At 66.3% G+C, this 15,797-nt stretch carries 16 protein-coding genes; 10 read left to right on the top strand and 6 right to left on the bottom strand.

From position 1 onward, the window contains the following. Positions 1-7 precede the first annotated feature (7 nt). On the bottom strand, positions 8-925 hold the full coding sequence (locus tag ACFOSU_RS09345) for a lipid kinase (protein WP_380688749.1): 918 nt from the start codon (positions 923-925) through the stop codon (positions 8-10). Positions 926-1,061: 136 nt separating this feature from the next. On the opposite strand from ACFOSU_RS09345, the gene ACFOSU_RS09340 reads away from it, so the two are divergent. After that, positions 1,062-1,613, top strand: coding sequence for a YIP1 family protein (locus ACFOSU_RS09340; RefSeq protein WP_380688747.1), 552 nt, complete (start codon positions 1,062-1,064; stop codon positions 1,611-1,613). Here ACFOSU_RS09340 and dusB read toward each other — a convergent pair. Continuing rightward, positions 1,610-2,599 carry a tRNA dihydrouridine synthase DusB gene (dusB, locus tag ACFOSU_RS09335; RefSeq protein ID WP_380688745.1) on the bottom strand — a complete coding sequence of 330 codons (990 nt, stop codon included), beginning with the start codon at positions 2,597-2,599 and terminating at the stop codon, positions 1,610-1,612. The two genes, ACFOSU_RS09340 and dusB, sit on opposite strands and share 4 nt — an antisense overlap. A 129-nt stretch (positions 2,600-2,728) precedes the next feature. Between dusB and ACFOSU_RS09330 the strand changes: the two genes are divergently transcribed. After that, on the top strand, positions 2,729-3,280 hold the full coding sequence (locus tag ACFOSU_RS09330) for a BON domain-containing protein (RefSeq protein WP_380688743.1): 552 nt from the start codon (positions 2,729-2,731) through the stop codon (positions 3,278-3,280). Positions 3,281-3,283: 3 nt separating this feature from the next. Beyond that, the gene (locus tag ACFOSU_RS09325; RefSeq protein ID WP_380688742.1) at positions 3,284-3,610 is read left to right on the top strand and encodes a hypothetical protein; all 327 of its coding nucleotides are present in this window, start codon (positions 3,284-3,286) and stop codon (positions 3,608-3,610) included. Positions 3,611-3,619: 9 nt separating this feature from the next. On the opposite strand, the gene ACFOSU_RS09320 is transcribed toward ACFOSU_RS09325, so the two are convergent. Together ACFOSU_RS09320 and ACFOSU_RS09315 are read right to left on the bottom strand one after the other, a co-directional pair. Beyond that, positions 3,620-5,002 (bottom strand): NADH:flavin oxidoreductase/NADH oxidase family protein, encoded by a 1,383-nt coding sequence (locus ACFOSU_RS09320; RefSeq protein WP_380688740.1) that lies wholly within the window; start codon positions 5,000-5,002, stop codon positions 3,620-3,622. Between the two features lie 35 nt (positions 5,003-5,037). Then, a complete protein-coding gene (locus ACFOSU_RS09315) occupies positions 5,038-6,342 on the bottom strand; it encodes a sigma 54-interacting transcriptional regulator (protein WP_380688738.1) in 1,305 nt (434 codons plus the stop codon). Between the two features lie 56 nt (positions 6,343-6,398). Here ACFOSU_RS09315 and ACFOSU_RS09310 point away from each other — a divergent pair, with 56 nt between their 5' ends. After that, a complete protein-coding gene (locus ACFOSU_RS09310) occupies positions 6,399-7,487 on the top strand; it encodes a DUF3080 family protein (RefSeq protein WP_380688736.1) in 1,089 nt (362 codons plus the stop codon). Between the two features lie 30 nt (positions 7,488-7,517). Here the strand turns inward: ACFOSU_RS09310 and ACFOSU_RS09305 are convergent, their stop codons facing one another. Further along, positions 7,518-8,051 (bottom strand): hypothetical protein, encoded by a 534-nt coding sequence (locus ACFOSU_RS09305; protein ID WP_380688734.1) that lies wholly within the window; start codon positions 8,049-8,051, stop codon positions 7,518-7,520. 155 nt (positions 8,052-8,206) lie between these two features. Here ACFOSU_RS09305 and ACFOSU_RS09300 point away from each other — a divergent pair, with 155 nt between their 5' ends. The 6 genes from ACFOSU_RS09300 (at position 8,207) to sppA (ending at position 12,816) form a co-directional block, all read left to right on the top strand. Next, entirely contained in the window at positions 8,207-8,641 is a 435-nt protein-coding gene (locus ACFOSU_RS09300) for a hypothetical protein (RefSeq protein ID WP_380688732.1), read from the top strand. 81 nt (positions 8,642-8,722) lie between these two features. Further along, positions 8,723-9,049 (top strand): PepSY domain-containing protein, encoded by a 327-nt coding sequence (locus ACFOSU_RS09295; protein WP_380688730.1) that lies wholly within the window; start codon positions 8,723-8,725, stop codon positions 9,047-9,049. 62 nt (positions 9,050-9,111) lie between these two features. Next, a complete protein-coding gene (locus ACFOSU_RS09290) occupies positions 9,112-9,810 on the top strand; it encodes a response regulator transcription factor (protein ID WP_380688728.1) in 699 nt (232 codons plus the stop codon). Continuing rightward, positions 9,810-11,150, top strand: a complete 1,341-nt coding sequence (locus tag ACFOSU_RS09285; RefSeq protein ID WP_380689236.1) for an ATP-binding protein — start codon at positions 9,810-9,812, stop codon at positions 11,148-11,150. Before ACFOSU_RS09290 ends, ACFOSU_RS09285 begins: the two co-directional genes overlap by 1 nt. Positions 11,151-11,314: 164 nt before the next feature. Further along, positions 11,315-11,827, top strand: coding sequence for a hypothetical protein (locus tag ACFOSU_RS09280; RefSeq protein ID WP_380688726.1), 513 nt, complete (start codon positions 11,315-11,317; stop codon positions 11,825-11,827). A gap of 2 nt (positions 11,828-11,829) precedes the next feature. Beyond that, positions 11,830-12,816, top strand: coding sequence for a signal peptide peptidase SppA (gene sppA, locus ACFOSU_RS09275; RefSeq protein WP_380688724.1), 987 nt, complete (start codon positions 11,830-11,832; stop codon positions 12,814-12,816). Positions 12,817-13,291: 475 nt separating this feature from the next. On the opposite strand, the gene plsB is transcribed toward sppA, so the two are convergent. Further along, on the bottom strand, positions 13,292-15,793 hold the full coding sequence (gene plsB / locus ACFOSU_RS09270; protein WP_380688722.1) for a glycerol-3-phosphate 1-O-acyltransferase PlsB: 2,502 nt from the start codon (positions 15,791-15,793) through the stop codon (positions 13,292-13,294). Between the last annotated feature and the right edge of the window lie 4 nt (positions 15,794-15,797).

Below are 15,797 nucleotides of genomic sequence, written 5' to 3'. Positions count from 1 at the left end.
GTTCCTGTCAGGCCGCCGTACTCGCATTGCTGGCATAGCGCTCGATATATTCGGCCGGCACCTTGACCGACAGCGCGCCGGGCAACACCCGGAACGTGGCGGGCGTTTCGGTGAGGATTTCGCCGTCGGTGTTGATGGGCATGGGCTGGCCGGTGCTCACATGAAACTCCGTGCCCTCGAGCAGTTGCACGCCCTGCACCGACTTGTCGGGCCCGCGCACCAGCGAGGGCAGCATGCCGATAAGCTTGCCCAGCGACTGCGGCTTGAGGCTGTAGAGATCGAGCCGGCCGTCGTCGAGCGCGGCATCGCTGGCCACCGCCAGGCCGCCACCGAAGTAACGCCCGTTGCCGATCGCCAGCTGAATCGAATGCAGTTGGTGGCGCTCGTCGCCACAACGCACCTCGACATCGAAGGCCTCGGTATCGCGATAGGCCGAAAACACGTTGGACGCATAGCCCAGCGCGCCGAACCAGCGCTTGGCCACGTCCGAGCGATATTCGCAGGCACGTACGGCCAGGCCAATGCTGGCGACATTTACAAAATAGATGTCGTTGCACTGGCCCAGATCCACCGGGTGCACCACGCCGTCCACGACGTTCCGGCAGGCGCCTTCCAGGTCGGTCGGAATGAGCAGCGTGCGGGCGAAATCGTTGGCCGTGCCCAGCGGCAGAACGCCCATCGGCTTGCCCGAGCGCAACACCGAGGCCGCGGCCAGATTGAGGGTGCCATCGCCGCCGCCGAGAACGATCGTGTCGACATCGTCGGCGTACTGGTCGATTTCTTCGGCGACGTCTTCTGGCTTGGCGAAATCACCGAGAAGCACGTCGACGCCCAGCCCTTCGAGGGTATCGCGGGCAGCCTGCGCGTTGGCTTCGCCCTGACGGGATTGACGATTGATCAGAAGGAGCGCGCGCAGAAGAGCCACCGTATTGAAGAAAAGGCGATGCCTAAGCGTAAGCGCGTGTCCGTGACGGCGCAATGAATCAGAAACGATGCGGTGCTGGCCAGCGCGCGCCGTTTGCGCCAAGCTGGATGAAAACCACTCAACCCGGCATTCATTTATGCAGAGTTTCGTTCAACGGATGATCGGCGCGGCCAAGCTCGACGTGCCGACCTATGAAGAAGTCGAACACGACAGCGGCGCCACCGGCCAGGCGGCAATCGTGGTTGTGCTCGCCGCCATCGCGACCGGCATCGGCGCGATGGCCGGCGGCAGCATCAAGCTGTTTCTGTTCGCCGCCATCGCCGCCCTGCTCGGCTGGCTGATCTGGGCCGCGATCATCTGGGTCGTGGGCACCAAGCTGTTGCCCGAGGCCCAGACCGAAGCCGACCTCGGTCAGTTGCTGCGTACGCTTGGCTTTGCCGCCTCGCCCGGCCTGCTGCGCATCTTCGGTTTCCTGCCGGTGATCGGCGGCCTGGTCTTTCTGGTGGTCAACATCTGGATGTTGGTCACCATGGTGATCGCCGTGCGTCAGGCGCTGGACTACAACAGCACCTGGCGGGCAGTAGGCGTCTGTCTGATCGGCTGGCTGGTGCAACTGCTGATTCTCGGCCTGCTTGGCGGCGCGGCCAGTCTGGGCATGAGCGGCGCCCCGGGCGCCCCGGCCGTCTAGATTGCTTGAACGACGCGGCGGACAGCCGTCGCGTCGAACAGGCAATCGAGCAGACGCAGCTGACGGGCGGCGCTGTCGGCCTGCATCAGGTCCATATACAGCGCCGGGTGCGGCGGGCGGCGTTCGCACAGCCAGCCGATATGTTTGCGCGCAACGCGCAGGCCCTGGCCTTCGCCGTAAAAGTCGTGAATCTGTTCGACCAGGCCGAGCAGGATCTCGCGCTCCTCGGCCAGATCGGGCGGTGCCGGCGCGCGCCCGGTGAGGCGTTCCACCGCGATCTCGCGAAACAGCCAGGGCCGGCGGCAGGCGGCGCGCCCGATCATCAGCCCGTCGGCGCCGGTGGCCGCGAGCACCGCCCGCGCCTTGGCGGGCGAGTCGACGTCGCCGTTGGCCCAGACCGGGATCGACACCGCCTGCTTTACGGCCGCGATTGTGGCGTATTCGGCCACGCCGCGATAATGCTGGTCACGCGTGCGCCCGTGCACGGCGAGCGCGGCGATGCCGGCTGTCTGTGCGATACGCGCGATCGCCACGGCGTTGATTCGATCGGTACTCACCCCGGTGCGCATCTTGAGCGTCACCGGCACCGGGCTGGCCGCGACCACGGCATCGAGAATGCGGGCCACCCGGTCGATATCGGCCATCAGCGCCGAACCGGCGGCCTTGCGGCAGACCTTCTTGGCCGGACAGCCCATGTTGATATCGATGATATCGGCGCCTTCATCCGCGTTCAGGCGTGCGGCGTGGGCCAGATCGGCCGCATCGCCGCCGGCGATCTGCACGATTCGCGGCGCGTTCTCGCCGCTGTGATCCAGGCGCAGACGCGACTTGCGGGTCGCGCGCAGGGCCGGGCGCGCCGACACCATTTCCGCCGTCGTCGAGGCCGCACCCAGCGTTCGGCACAGCTGGCGAAAGACACGGTCGGTCACCCCGGCCATGGGCGCGGCCGCGAGTCCGTTGGCGAATTGATAACCGGCGATCTGCATGGCGGCGTATTGTAAGGCACAGGTCGTTATTATCGACGCAGGCACACGGTTTCAGGGGCGCGACCGCACTTGGACTGAACGTAAACGTGTTATTTTTTAGCCAAACGGTTCCATCCAGGATACGACTGCATGAACAAGATGAACGCGCCCTTTGCCGCCCTGCCTGTTGCCATCACGCTGGCGCTGATTCTGGGCGTCGCTACGATCAGCGGCTGCTCCAAGGACCCGCAGGAGAAATACAACGACGCGATCGAGCAGTTGAAGGATGCGCGCGCCTCCCGCGATGACGCGCAGGAACAGCTCAAGTCGCAGAAAGACAAGATCGCCGATATGCAGGAAGAGCTGAACGAGGCCAAGGCCAAGCTCGCGGAGGCAGGTCAGGGCGTCGACAGTGCAAACCAGGCGGTCGACAAGACCGTCAACGACGAAGTGCTGTTCCGCACGATCCAGCGTGAACTGCTCGACAAGAAGACCTTCGACAAGGCCGCCATTTCGGTAGGCGTACAGAACCGTGTGGTCACCCTCAGCGGCAACGTACCGGACGAGGACACCCATCAGCAGGCGCTCAAGGCAGCCCGCTCACAGGCTGGTGTCAAGAACGTCGTCGACCAGCTGCAGGTTCAGGATGCCGAAGCCGAGAAGAAACAGGCGCAGAGCGACAAACAGCCCGACCAGGGCTAAGCAATGTTGACGCTCGCTTTCTGGCTGCTGCTGGTCGCCGCCCTCGGCGGTCTGACCATGGCCACGCTCGACGGCGCGACCCGGCCGTTGCGCCTGGGCCACGGCGCGATCGCCGGGCTCGGCCTGCTCGCGCTGCTCGTGGGCGCGCTCATGGCGCCCGGCACGCTGGTATGGACAGCCTTCGGCCTGCTTGCGGTCGGCTTCGGCGCGGGCGCAGTGCTGTTCGGCGTGGTCTGGCGTGAGAGCGCACCGCCGCGCCTGCTCATCATCGGTCACGGGCTGATCAATGCGCTGGGCGTAGTCCTGCTCGGCGTGGCCGTATTCAGCTGAGGATATGACCTAGCCGGGCGGTCTTCTGCTGCCGTTCCGGCCCAGCGGCGCGACCTCTTTCTGGAACGCCCGGATCGCCCGGGCGGCCTTGAGTTCGGCCTTGAGGTGGCCGAACAGGCCCCGCCACAGCGGCATGCGCCAGTCCGCTTCCAGACCGCGGCCCATGCGCATCAGCTGCATGTAGTACCAACCCATCTGGGAAAAGATATTCAGGAAACGCAGTGACGCGATCCGGGAGCGCGCCCCGAGCACCCCGCGGCCGTAGGCGAGCCCTTCTCCGGCAGCACTCGCCTGTGTCGTCGTACCCTCGAACAATCGGGCAACGAAATGGGTATCCACGCACAGCGGCCGGGCCAGGCCGATCATGTCGGTATCGCCGCTGTCCAGCGCCGCCACCATCGCCGCGCGTGAGCGAAAACCGCCGGTTACCATCAGCGGCATGGATGCCTCGCGACGGATCAGGGCGGCATATTCGAGGAAATAGGCTTCGCGCTGCTGCGTGCTCTCGCGCTGTTCGTCTTCGGCGGTCTCGGCATCGCCCTCGTGCCCGAGCAGGCGCGGCTGTTCGTAGCTGCCGCCGGAGATCTCCAGCAGATCGAGCTCGCAGTCGCCCAGCCAGCGCACCACCTGCAGGCAGTCGGCGTTGGAGAATCCACCCTTCTGGAAGTCGGCGGAATTGAGCTTCACCGCGACGGCGAAATCCGGCCCGACCGCGGCGCGCACCGCCCGTACCACCTCGAGCAGCAGCCGGGCACGATTCTCCAGGCTGCCGCCGTAGGCATCGCTGCGCCGATTGGTGACCGGCGACAGGAATTCGCTGAGCAGATAGCCGTGCGCGGCATGGATCTGCACGCCGTCGAAGCCGCAAGCCTGGGCGACCGTGGCCGCGTGTACGAAACGCGCGACGATGGATTCGATATCGGCCAACGACAGCGCGCGCGGCCGGCGATAGGCGCCCAGCAGCTTGAGCCCGACGGCCGACGGCGCCACCGGTTTCGGCGAGCAATAGAACGGCGCCTGGCGCCCCGCGTGTGACAGCTGCATCCACACCCGGTTGCCAGCGACGGTGGCGGCCCGGGCCCAGCGGCTGAGCGCATCACGATCGGCGGCGCCATCGATGACCACGTTACCGGGACGCTCCAGATCCCAGCGGTCGATCTGTACGTTGCCGGTGATCAACAGGCCGGCGCCACCGCGCGACCAGCGCTCGTAGAGCGTGTCGAGCGCTGGCGTGGCGTTCATGCGCGCGTCGGCCAGGCCCTCGGTCATTGCCGCCTTGGCGAGACGGTTGGGCAACTGTTGTCCGCAGGGCAGGGTCAGCGGTTCGCGCAGGCGCCCGATCGCGGTCCGATCGGCGTCGGCAAGCGCATGCAAATCAAGTGTATCGTTCATGCCCGCCAGCATACCGTGGCGGGCGTGCCGGTCGCTTATCGCCCGGCCACCGTATACAGCGCATGACTGGCGTGACTGTCCGGCTCCCAGAGTGCGAGTGCATCGTCGATGGCGTCGCGCTCGATCAACGGTGCGCGGTCGGTGGCCGCGGTGACGAATGCGGTCTCGATCACCCGGATCAGCGCGCGCGTGTTACCGCGCCAATCGCAGCTTCGCACCGCCTGCCAGGCCGCGTGCGACAGGCCGGCGGGGGCGATCCAGGTGGTCGAGCGTCTGCGCATGTTGTTGAGCGTGGCCGCGAGCACCGCGACCAGATCCTCCTGGCGCACGGCCAGGTCCGGCAGATGCAGGATCTGCGCGCCCAGCCGCGCGTGCTCATCCATGTTCACCGAGGCGATCAGCGTGTCCCAGTTGCGATTGGAGGCGAACACGAGGGCGCAATCCAGCGGGCGCTTGGCCGAGGCGCCGTAGGGCAGGTATTGATTGGAGTCCAGTGCTTCCATGAGCACTTCCATCACCGAGCCGGACACGCCGTGCGATTCGTCGAGAAAACACACCCCGTCCCGCGCATGCGAAAACGCGCCGGTACGCGAGCCCGCGCCGGCGAAGGCGCCGGAGACATGACCACACAGCAGCGACTTCATCGCCGCCTTGTCGTCGGTGGCCTCCGAGCTCAGATTGACGGTGACGAAGTTGCCGCGCTCGCGACACAGATAATAATAGTAGGCCAGCGAGGTCTTGCCCGCGCCCGGCCCGCCGAGCAGATAGATCCGCGAGATATTGTTCGCGGCGAGTTCGGCGAGATACGCCAGTAGCCCACGCAGCTGCGGGCTGAGACAGAAGAAATACTTGTGCTCCGCGGTCTCCACCTCGGTGGATATCGGCATGGCGATGATATTGGGCTCGACCACCGGCTCGAGATACCCCGGCAGCCGCGCAATGATCGCGTCCGGATCGCGGTCGACGATAAGCCGCAGACCGTGGACATTGTCCTCGCGCGCCGCGTCCGCCAGCCAGCCGCCGAACTCGGTCAGCCGATCGGGAGACAATCCCACCACAAGCACCGGCAGCCCGTCCGAGCGTTGCGCGCGCTGGGCACGCACGTCCGCGGCCAGCCGCTCGAGTGTGGCAATCTCGGGAAAAAGCGCAAAGACGGCATCCACGGCCGGGGCCTGCGAAAATCTGTCGGGCAGAATCTGCGCGATCTGTGGTGCAATGCCGTCGGCGATACGCTGCTGCAGTGCCTGATTCTGTGCCAGACGCAGTTCGACATGCACCGCGACACGGCTTTCGCCCGCAACGGAGTTGTCCGATCGATTGTGTTTCTCGCCCCCGAACATCGTTGCCTCCTTGCTGCCGCGGCGCGCCTCGTCATCCCGGCCGTACGGACCGCGCCGTGGCACCAAAGCGTATGAACGGCGTGCGCACAGGCGCGAGTTTCAGACTGTGGTGTGTACTGATTCTTCTCGTTATCGGCGGCTGCAGCGCGACCGACAGCCCCGAGGCGCGCTTTGACGACTATCTGTCGCGACTGGCGCGCACCCTGGATGTCTCGTCACCGTCTTCGCAGGCGCCTCCGCGCCTGCGCTACCCGGACAAGCGCAGCCTGCAACTGGTCATCGAGACCCCGCGCACCGGCTGGATCGGGCTGTTCCAGCTGCACCGCTGCGGGCTGGTCAATCTCGTGTCCGAACGCAACAGCATCCTCGGGCGCGTGGCACCACCCCAGGATCGCCTGGCCTATGAATCACGCCTGCTGGCAGGCCTGAAACAATGCCGGACCGAGCTCGACAGCAAGGAGGATACGGCCGACGACCGGGACCTGCGCCGGCAGCTCGACGCACTCATCGAGATCAAACGTCGGGCAGTGCCGCGTATTTTCTGGAACCTGACCCTGGCCGACGATGCCATGGCGCATCTGTTCAGCGTCGCGCCCCCGCCGCTGGGGCTAAAGGCCAGCGCGCTGGGCCGTGCCAGCCGGCAGGCATTGACCCGGCTCGCGGACGCCGGTCGCACCCTGGCCGAGGGCGGGTTACTGGACGCGTCGGCGCTGTCGAAGAGTTACGAGATTCTGGAGGGCTCCACCTACGGCGGCCAGCTGCAGAGCGCGGCGCTCGTCGCCGTCGCCCGTCTCGACGCGGCGACCGCGATGCTGCAACAACGCATGGCACGGCGCCCGATCTGCTTCAACGCCCAGCCCAATCGCCGTGCCCGCACGCTGTACACGATCCTGCGCGAAGTCTACGGCCCGAACGTGCAGTCGTATCTGGCCGATCTGGTGCGCGCGGGACGCGAATGGCGTGCGGCGGTCGCATCGCTTGTGGACGCGCAGCAGGTCGCCCCGAGGCCCGCGTTCACCGCTTATGAAACGCGTACCCTGTCCGCGAAAACAGGCGTATGGGCGGCGCTGGACACCGCCATCGTGCGGCATACGAAAAGCTGGCAGGACGCCATGGGCCAATGCAATCTGATGCCGGGCGAATAATCCCCAGCCGGCAACCATTACGCTCGGTGATTACCTGATCGCGCGCTCGGCCGGTTGCATCGCCCGTTGGGCCGGCTCGATCGCACGCGCCGACGGGTCACGCCCGAATCGGTCGATGCGGTCGGGCTGTGCACGCCGCCGACCCCGATCATGGCCACCGTGGAAACCGCGGCGCCGATCATCGCGGTGGCCACGGCCATCGGCGCGATAGGGATTCGCGTAGCCGTTGATCCGCGGCGCGGCCGGCACGCTGGTGGCGCCGTAGGGGCCGTAGGCGCCCGGGCCGTACTGCTCGATCACGCGACCGTTGCCGCGCCCGTAGCCGTGGCGGGGCGATACGATCACGCCGGGCGCGGGATAGCTGTATTCCTCGTAGCGATAGCCGCTCGACGGGCCGAAGACCTCGGTGCGGCGCTGGCTGTCGTATTGACCGAACGGCGTCGAGCGATGTTGCTGATCGAGAATCACGATTCCGGAATTGTCGGCGGCGATCGCCGCGCCCGGCAGAGTGAACGCAGCGGCAATAAGAACAGAGACGAGTATTCTGCGGCGAGTTCGGCACATCACGACACCTCCGACCATGCGGATCTTGACGGTCCGAGTATCCTAAAAAATCCGTGAATGGCGTGTGAACACAGGCGATAATCGCGTCAGCACTGAATTAAGGCGGGGTTCAGGGCTTTCCAGCTAATTTCGGGCTCTAATCACGGGACCAATCGATGCACTCTTCTCCTGTATACAACAAGCGCCGCAGCACATGGATGGCCGCCCTGGCCAGCTTCGGCATGGCCGCCGCCACGCTCAGCGGCTGCGCCAGCAATCCCAAGCCCGACGTGGATCCGATCTTCACCGCCGTGCCCGGCGGGCGCTACGACTGCTATTACCAGCAGGACGATCGCAATGTTGTGGTCAAGGGCGCCACCGGCACCGCCGGGCAGGCCGTGATCGGCGGCGCCGCGGGCGGCCTGCTGGGTAACCAGTTCGGCAGCGGCAGCGGTCGCGATATCGCCACCGGCGTGGGTGTGGCCGCGGGCGTCGCCGCCGGGGCCTGGAACGCCAATCGCATGAAGACGAATCGCATCAATGACTGCCAGCAGCAGCAACAATCACGGCAGCCTCAGCAACAAAGCGGGTATCGGTATCAGGGCAGCTAGGCCGACGGCCCACGTGCCGGCGGTACGCTCGTGCCCGATCCCGCTCCCACGATGAGATACCGCCGCTCCAGCATCCACCGGATGGCTGCCTTGTGCCTGCTGTTGCTGGTGACGGCAACGGCATTGCCCTCCACGGCCGTTGCCCAGACCGGCAGCGCGCTGCGTGCCCCGTTTGCCGAAAGCGCCGGACCCGGTAAGGATCGTGGACACAAGAAGGCCGCCAAGAACGAAGATCGTCGCCTGCCGCCGAACGTCGCCCCCGGCGAGGCAGCGCAGCGCGCCAGCCGTGAGTACGGCGGCCGGGTGCTCAACGTGGTACTGGAAGACGGCCCCGGCGGCCCGTATTATCGGGTCAAGCTTCTCGATGGGGGACGTGTGCGCGTGGTGCACGTGGAGGCAAGGCGCTAGATACGGAATCAGCGCCGGCCCCTGCGTCGACCGGGCTGCCAATCGAAAAATCAAGGAGTCTCATGCGAGCACTGGTAATCGAGGACGACGTCGATCTGCGCGAACAGATCTGCGCGCAGTTACGCAGCGACGGATTCGCGGTGGATGCGACCGGCGAGGGTGAAGAAGGACAATTCTTCGCTCTGGAATACCCCGTCGATATCGCGATCATCGATCTCGGCCTGCCCGGCCCCACCGGTCTCGACATCATCCGCGATGTGCGCGAAGCCGGGCTCGACTATCCGATCCTGATCCTGACCGCGCGCAGCCGCTGGCAGGACAAGGTCGAAGGCCTGGAGACCGGGGCCGACGATTACGTGGTCAAACCGTTCCAGCCGGAAGAACTCACGGCGCGTATCCAGGCCCTCGTGCGGCGTTCGCGCGGCTGGGCCCAGCCCAAGCTCGAGTCCGGCGATATCGTGCTCGACACATCGCGCCAGGAAGTGTTCGTCGCCGGCCAGACAGTGGAGCTCACCGCCTATGAATATCGCGTTCTCGAGCATCTGATGCTGCACGCGGGCGAAGTGGTGTCCAAGACCGCGCTCACCGAGCATATCTACGAAGAGAACGCCGAACGCGACTCCAACGTGATCGAGGTCTTCGTACGCCGCCTGCGCGCAAAACTCGACCCCGAGGGCACCCTCAAGCCGATCGAGACGTTGCGCGGCCGTGGTTATCGCCTGGCCCGTGACGATCGCGACACGAGCGCAGCCGGGACGTGATGAATTCGCTGCGGGCGCGGCTGCTCGCCGCTACCGCGGTACTGCTGCTGGCCTTCATCGTACTCACCGGCGTGGCCCTGGAAACCGCGGTCAGCGAGCGCGCGGACCAGGCAGAACACGATCGCCTGCAGGGGCTGAGCTACGCTCTGCTCGGCAGTGCCGAGATCACCGACGACGGCAGTTTCAAGCTCGCCCCGCGCGTGCTGCCCGAATCCGACCTGACCCGCCCCGAATCGGGCCTGTATGCCTTCGTGCTCGACGAGAAAGGCAGCTCGGTATGGCGCTCGCCGTCGCTGCTCGGCACGGTCAAACTCGACATGCTGCCGGCGGTCGGCGAATGGCTGTTCGCGCGCGTCGAGCGCAACGACACCACGCTCATCACGCTGGCGTTCGGCTTCCGTTGGGTCACCGACGACGGCAAGGATTATCGCTACACGCTCGTGGTCGCCGAGGACGCCAGCACCTTCATCAAGCAGATGCAGCGTTTTCGTGGCGTGCTGTGGACCCTGCTCAGTGCCTCCGCGCTGGCACTGCTGATCGTGGAACTGCTGATCCTGCGCTGGGGCCTGGCGCCGCTACGGCGCCTGTCGCGCAATCTGGCCACCCTGCAATCCCATGAAAAACGCCGGATCGAGGGCCGCTACCCGGACGAGATCCAGCCGCTGGTGAGCAATCTCAACACCATGCTCTCGAACGATCAAGCCCGCCTGCTGCGCTATCGCAACGCGCTCGGCGATCTCGCCCACAGCCTGAAGACGCCGATGGCGGTCCTGCGCGGCCTGGCCGAAGACGACAACCTCGACGAAAGCCAGCGCCGGCCGCTGCGCAACCAGCTGGCGCGCATGAACGATATTCTCGACTACCAGTTGCAGAAAGCCGCCGCCGCCGGCAAGCGCAGCCTGGCCCCGTCGCTGGCGATCGCGCCGATCGCACAAAAGCTGTCGCGTGCGCTCACCAAGGTCTATGCCGAGGAACAGACCCGCTTCGATGTGCGTGTCGCCGCTGGCGTCAAGGCCCCGATCGATGAGGGCGATCTCACCGAACTGCTGGGCACGCTCATGGACAACGCGGCCAAGTACGGCGGCGGCGAGGTGGTGGTCGGCGCACGCATCGTCGATAACGACCTGCATCTGTGGATCGACGACAACGGCGACGGCTTCGGCGAGGGCTCCACCCAGCGCCTGCTCGAACGCGGCGTGCGTGCCGACACCTCCCGCGAAGGCCAGGGCCTGGGGCTGGCCGTAGCCGCCGAGATCGTGCGCTCCTACACCGGCGAAATCGAGCTGGGGCGGGGCGAAAACGGCGGCGCGCGGGTGCGCATCGTGATTCCGGCGGAATGAAGCCGGCAGCGCCGGCGGCTCGTCAGTGGCGCGTTTCTTGTATCGTACCGGTGCACGAATCGCCCGCAAGGGCCGTTGCGTACGGCCGTAATGACCACATGCTGTGTGCATCGCATGAAGGCGTATCGTCGCCATGATCAATCGCTCAACCACGGGTCCAACCCATGAACCGTACTGACACCGCCCGCCGTCTCGACCCGGAGAACCTCAATCCGGAGGCGATGGATCCCGATGCCTATCACGTGGTGGTCGGCCCGGCCCTGCAGGTGGCCGCCGACGTTGCCGCCAAGCGCGGGCACCCCACCCTGCACGACGACATGCCGGCCATGCTCGCGTTGGTGGAAATGGTGACCCGACTGGCCGATCTGTACGCCGAAACCCATCCCGACGGCGCCGCCGATGCTCAGATGCTGGACAACGCGGCCACCGGTGCCTGCGTGATGGTCTTCCAGCAGGCCGAGATGCCGGCAGACGCCATCGGTCAGTGCCTGGCCGCGCTGGAAACCGCCTACGGCCAGTTGCACGACCAGGAAGTGATCGCCGACGCACGGCCGTTCATCGCCATGGCCTGGGAGCATTTCGAAGACGGCCAGCGCAAGGACGCCATGCACTGTCTGACCCAGTCCGCTCAGCGCACCATCGCCGCGATCGAGGCCTGGCAGACCCAGGTCCATTGACGGTGGCGCGCATCGGCAGCTGGTGGCGCACGCTCGCGCTGACGCTGGTGGCGGCAGCGCTGACCGGCTGTGTCGTGATCTCCCCGTTCGGAGGCCATGACGACGCCCTGCGCGAGACCACCGTCGAGGGCGAAGGGCAGGCAAAGATCCTGTGGCTGCCGGTGTCGGGCTTCATCTCCGATGCGCCGTCACAGCACACCTTCGGCCTCGTGACGCAGCCCTCGACCCTGGCCACGGTCAGCCGCGCCCTGGACAAGGCCGAGAAAGACGACGCGATCAAGGCCGTGGTTCTGCGTATCAACAGCCCCGGCGGCACGGTGTCGGCAGCGGATGAAATCTACGCGCGTATTCGTCGCTATCACGAGACCACTGGCGTGCCGGTTGTCGCCAGTTTCGGTGGCCTGGCCGCCTCCGGCGGCTATTACATCGCCATGGCCGCGAATACGATCATCGCTCAGCCGACCACGGTCACCGGCTCGATCGGCGTAATCATCCTCGGGGTCAACGCCACCGGGCTGATGGCCAAGCTCGGCCTCGAGAACCAGAGCTATACCAGCGGCCCGCACAAGGACATCATGTCGCCGTTGCGGCAGGCCCGGCCGGACGAACAGGCGATCGTGCAGCGGGTGGTGGATTCGCTCTATGGCCGCTTCGTGAGCGTGGTCGAGGCCGGACGCCCGACGCTGGCCCGCGATCATCTCGACGAGATTACCGACGGCCGTATCTTCGCCGCCGACGACGCCCTGCGTCTGGGCATGGTCGACCAGATCGGCCATATCGACGATGTACTGGCGCTTGCCCGCCGCGAGGCCGGCGTCGACGAGGCCCGTATCGTGCGTTACTACCGCGGCCAGTCCGCGCCGGCGACCCTGCTCGCGGACTCGATGGCCCGCGGCGGCCTCGACTTCAAGGCGGCCGGCGTGCCCATCGATCTGTCGGTGGATGCCGCGGCCGGACCCCAGCCGCTGTATCTGTGGCGCCCGAACTGAGGAACCCCTGATCTAGTCGTCACGGTCGTGCCGGCGTGCTTTGCGCGCGGCTGTGCAAGGAGAGAAGAATGTAGCGTGCCCGAAAATAGACAAGTTGCACGTGAATGATGAACGACGCCGTCGCTGCGAGCGGCGGAGCAGGGTATTCCCGCGGCGAAGCCGTGGGATGCGACCCTGTACGAGTCGTAGCCTCGCAGCTCTGGTCCGAACTCCGACGGTCGCACCCCGCCGCTGCGCGTCGGGGCCCCGCTCCTCGCCTCGTACGGATAGGCGAGCGCAAAGCCCCGGCCTTTCTCGCAATGCAAGAAAGGTTCGGCCCAAACGGCGCCGCTACGGTGTTGCCGGGTTCGGTCCGGCGAATGGTTGATGTTTGGGCCGGACGCGTCACCCGGCGTCTTGTGGCGACGCCGTTTGGGACTCGAACACGATCCGCGAGGACTAGATCAGAGGTTCCTAAGCCGCTGACGCCGACGCGCTATTCGCGCTGAACGGCGGCCGCGCTCGGCTGGGCGTCCTCGAGATGCGGCAACGAGGTCAGGTGGGCGATCGACTGGCGCAGATCCGAGCCGAGCAGGCGCAGGGCGTGCTCGGCCACATTGCGCAGGGATTCGTCGATATGCATGCGGTTGCCCTGCGGGTGCAGCAGCCCGATACGCACCAGCGTCTGCAGGTAATTGCGGAACAGGCGCAGGTCGAAGAACTCGGGGCTGTTGCGGCCCGAGAGTATCGCCATGCGCTCGGCCATGAGCTGGCACTGGCGCTCGAAGCGGCCGCGCTCGATGATTCGGCCGGTATCCAGATGATGGCTGAGCAGCATCACTGTCATCGCATAGCGCTCGAGCGCCTCGCGCATGATGCGCGACAGACTCACCAGCGCGGCGAACTCGCGGGTGCCCGCTTCCGGTCGCCGCAGCCGGCCGCGTTCGCCGGCCACCAGCAGCCCGCTGGCCAGCATGCCGTCGATGGCCTGTTCGAGCGCGGCCTGGGCTTGATCGGCCGGCCAGCGCAGGAACAGTTCCGAGGCCAGCAGCGGATAGAGTTCGACCGCGTCCGCGAGCAGCGTCTTGCGGTTGCGCTGCTCGAAATGGGCAAAGAAATTGGCGATCAGCGACGGCAGCGCGAACAGATGCATGACGTTGTTGCGCCCGTAGGTCAGCAGCACCCCCTGGCGTGATTCCACGGTGAGCACATCGCCCCAGGCGTGGGGCACACGGATCAGGCGCATGGTGGGCTCGGCTTCCGCCAGCATGGCCCGGCCGTCGGTTTCGCTCGGGGCGCTCGCATCCGGAGAATACGGGCTCACCCGGGCCAGTTCCGCCAGCAGTTCCAGGGTGTGCACCATCTCGTCCTCGGCCACCGCTTTCTGCGGGCTGCCGAGCAGAATCAGGGACGCCAGCCCGGTGGCATTGAGCGTGGCCGTGGCATTGATGCCTTCCATGACCCGGTTCGACAGCTTGCCCACGAACTCCTGCAGCCACTTGGGTCGGGTGTCCACGTCCAGATCGGCCATCTGTGCACGCCAGTCCGGCAGGTGCGCGTCGGCGTATTCCTGCAGATCGATGGGCTGGCCGAAGGAGACGAACGCGCGTCCGTACTTGTGCTTGAGCACCTTGGTCGAGCCGCGCACCAGATCGCCCATCGACTCGCCCTTCTTGGGCCGCGTGCCGCGCAGCTCGTCGAAATACTTGTTGACCTCCATGACCCGGTCGTAGCCGATATAGACCGGCACGATCGCGGTGGGCGCGCCATTGCCGCCGAGCGCGCTCGTGACCGCCATCGACAGCATGCCGGTCTGCGGCGCCAGCAGGCGGCCGGTACGGCTGCGCCCGCCCTCCGGGTAGAACTTCATCGGCTGGCCGCGCTGGATGAGCACGTCGACATAGGCACGGAACACGGCCGTGTAGAGACGATCGCCCTTGAAGCTGCGACGCAGATAGAACGCGCCGCAGCGCCGCAGCAGGGCGCCGACCGGCCAGAAGTTGAGATTCACGCCGGCCGCGATCTGCGGCAATGCCAACCCTTCCTGATACAGGATGTAGGACACCAGCAGGTAGTCCATATGGCTGCGATGCGAAGGCAGATAGATGACTTCGCGCCGGTCGTGGGTGGTCGCCCGCAGGCGCTGCAGATGGCGTACATCGACGCCGTCGTAGATACGATTCCACAGCCAGGTCAGCACCCGCAGCATGAAACCGATGGCGATGTTGGAATAGTCGGCGGCGATCTCGTTGGCGTAGTCGCGCGCCCGCGAGCGCGCCACCGACAGCGTCGTGTTCTCGCGGCGCGCGGTCTCCTCGAGACTGTGCTGCACGTCCGGATCGGCCAGCAGCGAATTGATCAGCTGGCTGCGCCGCGACAGCGGCGGACCCAGCGTGGCAGCGCGCTGGCGCCGGAAATGCACGCGCAGCACGCGCACGAGCTTGCGCACCAGCGTGGCCGGCGCGGCCTGCTCATCCAGGAAGGCACGGTAGTCCAGCGGCTGGCCGAAATGCACCAGCGTATTGCGGCCGTTGGCGAGCACGATCAGCAGTTTGCGCAGGCGCCCGGTGCGCTCGCTGTCGGCAAACAGAATCCGGAACAGCGAGGTTTCCTTGACCGGGTTGCGCCCCCAGAACACCGACACCGGCACCATCTGCACGTCGAAGCTCTTGTCGTGCAGACCGCGCGAGACGATGCGATGCAGCTCCGAGCGGGCCCGGCTACGGCCGACCGGCAGCGCCAGCACCACCGCCCGATTGAGCCTGGGCATGGCGTTGCCGGCCAGATACGGTCGGGGCAGGCCGTGCTCGGCGCAGGTGACCTCGAGCGCCAGCCAGTCCATGACGCTGCCCACCGGCAGCACGTAGCAGACCGGCTTGTCGGTGGCGAGCGCGATCTCGTCGAGATCCGACGGCGAGGCATGGGTATTGATCCATGCCCGCAGCGGCCAGCGCAGCAGTGGCATGAACAGCATCAGAAAACGAACGAGAAAACTCATAGGC

The organism is Salinisphaera aquimarina (assembly GCF_042643355.1).
Classification (GTDB): Bacteria; Pseudomonadota; Gammaproteobacteria; order Nevskiales; family Salinisphaeraceae; genus Salinisphaera; species Salinisphaera aquimarina.
This window is presented reverse-complemented; position numbering and strand designations above follow the sequence as displayed.